The organism is Lactobacillus delbrueckii subsp. delbrueckii DSM 20074 = JCM 1012 (genome assembly GCF_001433875.1).
GTDB classification, from domain to species: Bacteria; Bacillota; Bacilli; order Lactobacillales; family Lactobacillaceae; genus Lactobacillus; species Lactobacillus delbrueckii.
Genome location: NZ_AZCR01000086.1, coordinates 1 through 4,237, shown reverse-complemented (window position 1 = coordinate 4,237; position 4,237 = coordinate 1). Strand labels below are relative to the sequence as shown.

Here is a 4,237-nt window from a genome sequence, read left to right as displayed (position 1 = left end):
AACCTCTCTAGAAATGTTTGTGGTAATTCATATTCTACCAGATGGTTGAAATGGATTTTTTGTGCTCTAATCCAGTGAAAATGATTTTTCTTACTGGATCGGAACAGTGTTCAATTTGATTTTACAATCGACGAAAATAAATGGAAAGGACATCTAAATCAAATGAACGCGTTGCAAGAATATCCTGATCAAAACGGTGTCACTCGCCACCAAGTAGCTAAACAAACTGGGATTGCTAATACGACCTTAGCCAACGCCGTTAAAGAAACTAAACCATTATCCGGGCAAACCGTCAAAGTCATTACCGCGGTTGCACAGGCCCTGGGTAAGACGCCAGGCCAAGGTCTTGATGATCTGATTGAACTTGACGAGGATAATTCAAAGTAACCATTTTTCATCTAGTTTTCCATGCAAAAAGTCGCTTAGAAGATCTCTAAGCGGCTTTTTTAACTCCTCAAAATTCTGTGTCAAACCATTATTTAAGTATCTTGTCAATCACCTTAAAAGCCAGCCAAAATAGGGAGATAATACCGCAAATCACAATAAACATGATCACGTCAATGTAGCGCCATATAAACCACATAAGCAATCCCGACAGGATAACTCTTATAATCACAGAGCATCCCCACTCGTGCCACCATTCTTTCACCATAACACCACCACATTCCTCCAGCTAACTTAAAGAGGCTGCCCGTCGCCCCCGACTAGAAATTCCCTTCTACTCCTCAAAACTCCCTAAACTTTTTTCTACGTTCCGCAATGTGATATTCCAAATTGTCCAAATCTCCTTCGTTCCAAGTCCAACGGTGGATAAAATCTATCGTAATCCCCCGCCTCATAGCATAGTTCTTTTAAACTCTGATTTTTCTGCGCCGCTTAAACTTTCCCACTTTGCCCTCATCCTTTTGTCTTCTTTAGATTCGCCCATTCCATTACCTCCTAATAATGCGCTTTCTTCCTCCAAATTATATCATCTCCCCGCCTTCTTCCGCGATCTGCTTTCTGTATTCGCTGACGCCCTTCCAAATGGTAAAAGCCCGCAGAAAGGAATTCTGTCAAAAGACGCCAAAAAGCCAGGACAAATTTGCCCTGGCTTAACAGCGATTAATCCTAATTTTCTTCCGCCAGCTTGCCTCTGACCTCATCAACCTGCTTTTGGACTGACTCCGGCGTTGGTCCTCCCAAAGAAGTCCGCTTGGCCAGGCAGTTATGCAGGTCAATTGCCTGGTACAAGTCTTCCTTAAACAAGTCGCTGTAGCCCTTGTAAGTTTCAAGCGGCAAGTCTTCTAAAACCATGTCCTGGTCGCTGCACAAGGCCACCAATTGCCCGGAAATATGGTAGGCATCTCTAAATGGCATCCCCTTCTTAGTCAAATAGTCCGCCAAGTCCGTCGCGTTAATAAAGCCCTTCTGCGCCGCCTGGTGCATAGCCTTCTCATTAGCTTCCAATGTCTTGATCATCGGGATAAAAGTCTCCAGGCACAGCTCAACATTGTCGATGGCGTCAAACAAGGCTTCCTTGTCTTCCTGCATGTCCTTATTGTAGGCCAGGGGCAGTCCCTTCAAAGTCGTCAAAATCGCCATCAAGTCCCCGTAGACCCGGCAGGTCTTCCACCGAGCCAGTTCAGCCATATCAGGATTTTTCTTCTGCGGCATGATGGATGACCCAGTCGTATAAGCATCCGCCAGGCGGACAAAGTGGAATTCCCAAGATGACCACAAGATCAGCTCTTCGCTTAAGCGGGAGAGGTGCATCATCACCAGCGCCAAATCACTTAAATCTTCCACCACATGATCCCGGTCGCTAACCCCATCTAAACTGTTGGCTACCGGAGCCTTAAAGCCCAAAAGTTTCGCTTCATAAACCCGGTCTATCGGGTAAGTCGTTCCGGCCAGGGCGCAGCTGCCGATTGGCGAATAGTTCATCCGCTCTTCCATCTGCCCGAGACGTTCCAGATCCCGCATGAACATGTAAGCATAAGCCATCAGCTGGTGGCCAAAAGTGACCGGCTGGGCCCGCTGCAGGTGGGTATAACCCGGCATGAGGCTGGCCTTGTACTTTTCTGCCTGGTCGCAAAGAGCCGCCACCAAATCTTTTAAAAGCTGCTTGATCTGCCCGTTTTCTTCCCGCATGTACAAGCGGATATCCAGGGCCACCTGGTCGTTTCTTGATCGGGCCGTATGCAGCATCTTCCCGTCCTGGCCGATCCGGTCAGTCAGGGTCTCTTCAATGAACATATGAATGTCTTCAGCGGCCGGATCGATTTCCAGCTTGCCGCTATTTAAGTCAGCCAAGATGCCCTCCAGGCCGGCAATGATTTTCGCACTTGCTTCTTCAGGAATAATCCCCTGCTTGGCCAGCATCTTGGCATGGGCAATGGAGCCGGCTATGTCTTCTGGATACATTCTTTGGTCAAAACGGATGGATGAGTTGAAGTAGTCCGCGATCTGGTCAGTCTTACCGGAAGTTCTGCCGGCCCACATTTTTTTCATATCACAATCACCTAATCTAAAAAACTTGTCCCGTCTTACTTCTTCTTGGCGTCCAGCTTGGCTTGCACCTGGATCGGTAGCCCGAAGAGGTTGATAAAGCCAGCGGCTTCCGTCTGGTCGTAGTCTGATTCGTCAAAAGTTGCCAGTTCAGTTGAGTAAAGGCTGTTTGGCGAAGTCACCCCGGCCTTGATGATGTTGCCCTTGTAGAGCTTCAATTTGACCGTCCCGGTCACGCATTCCTAGGTCTTGTCGACAAAAGCAGCCAGTGCTTCTCTTAATGGGGTAAACCATTGCCCGTCGTAAACCAGTTCTCCGTAAGTAATGGCCAATTCTGACTTCTTGTGCTGAACCTGCTTATCCAGGGTGATAGTTTCCAGGTATTCGTGGGCAAAGTAGAGAATGCTGCCGCCTGGAGTTTCATAAACCCCTCTTGACTTCATCCCGACCAAACGGTTTTCGACCAAGTCCAAAAGGCCAATCCCATTTTCCCCGCCGACCTTGTTCAGCTTCTCCAGCATTTCCATTAAAGGCATTTCCTGCCCGTTTAAGGCAACTGGTACGCCCTTTTCAAAGTCCAGCTGCAGGTAAGTTGGCTTGTCCGGGGCATCAAGCGGTGACACGCCCATTTCCAAAAAGCCCGGCTTTTCATAAGTTGGCTCAAGACTCGGGTCTTCCAAATCCAGCCCTTCATGGCTTAAATGCCAGAGGTTCTTATCCTTAGAGTAGTTGGTCTCCTTGCTGATCCGCAAAGGAACATTATGAGCGGCGGCATAGTCGATTTCATCTTCTCTGGAAACCAGGTCCCATTCCCGCCAAGGAGCAATGATCGGCATGTCCGGGGCAAAGTGCTTGATCCCTAATTCAAAACATACTTGGTCGTTGCCTTTACCGGTTGCCCCGTGGGCAATCGCGTCAGCCCCTTCCTTAATAGCTACTTCCGCCAGAGCCTTGGCGATCAAAGGACGGGCGTTGGCCGTCCCCAGCAGGTAGCCTTCGTACTTGGCATCAGCCTTCAGACATGGCAGCAGGTAATCGTTGACATACTCTTCTTCCAAGTTGGCTACGACCAGCTTGGCCGCCCCGGAGTTCTTGGCCTTTTCCTCCAGGCCTTCCAGTTCATCCCCCTGGCCGACATTGGCTGAGACCGCGATGATTTCCGGGTTGTTGTAGTCTTCCTTCAACCAGGGGATAATCACGGAAGTGTCCAGACCGCCGCTGTATGCCAATACGATTTTCTTGATCTTACTCTTGTCGATGTTCATTAATATTCTCTCCTGTAAAATTCTAACTTTCTTTTAATCTGCTCCGCTAGTCCGCCTCATTTTTATCAGCTTTTCTATCAAAAAAGCCGCCCTTTTGCTAATTGCAAAAGGACGACTTGCTCGCGGTACCACCTTTAATTCCCAGCCATATCCGGCTGGACCCTCTTGATTCTTAACGCGAATCAAACGATGGCCGCTTCTCGGTCATTTTCCCGGCTGCGTTCCCCGCGCTGGCTCTGTTTCCTCTCAACTACGAAACTCGCTTGAAGAGTCAGAGGAGCGGGTACTACTTCCTTCGTTTAACTTGTTGGGCTTAATTCTAACAGGTCTCTCATTTTATGCAAGCCCCCTTTACAAACTTTTTTGAATTTTTCTGCGAAAATCTACATAAAGTGCTTGCCATTTTCACGGCAAAGCCCACCCTGATCGCCTTTATCCAAAATTGATTACATTTTTTACTTTTTTGATCAATTTTTTAGTTC

2 protein-coding genes and 1 pseudogene are annotated in these 4,237 nt (G+C 48.0%); 1 reads left to right on the top strand and 2 read right to left on the bottom strand.

The annotated features are described in order from the left end of the window. Window positions 1-162: 162 nt before the first annotated feature. Window positions 163-387, top strand: coding sequence for a helix-turn-helix transcriptional regulator (locus FD23_RS08255; RefSeq protein ID WP_025896448.1), 225 nt, complete (start codon window positions 163-165; stop codon window positions 385-387). 723 nt (window positions 388-1,110) lie between these two features. Here the strand turns inward: FD23_RS08255 and argH are convergent. Both argH and FD23_RS08240 read right to left on the bottom strand, forming a co-directional pair. Then, window positions 1,111-2,493, bottom strand: a complete 1,383-nt coding sequence (gene argH / locus FD23_RS08245; RefSeq protein WP_025896449.1) for an argininosuccinate lyase — start codon at window positions 2,491-2,493, stop codon at window positions 1,111-1,113. Window positions 2,494-2,528: 35 nt separating this feature from the next. Then, window positions 2,529-3,755, bottom strand: a pseudogene (locus FD23_RS08240) (argininosuccinate synthase). Between the last annotated feature and the right edge of the window lie 482 nt (window positions 3,756-4,237).

What these genes read in the sequence shown, in the direction of transcription:
- FD23_RS08255 (WP_025896448.1), top strand. Translation starts at nt 163, where the DNA reads ATGAACGCGTTGCAAGAATATCCTGATCAAAACGGTGTCACTCGCCAC.
- argH (WP_025896449.1), bottom strand. Translation starts at nt 2,493, where the DNA reads ATGAAAAAAATGTGGGCCGGCAGAACTTCCGGTAAGACTGACCAGATC.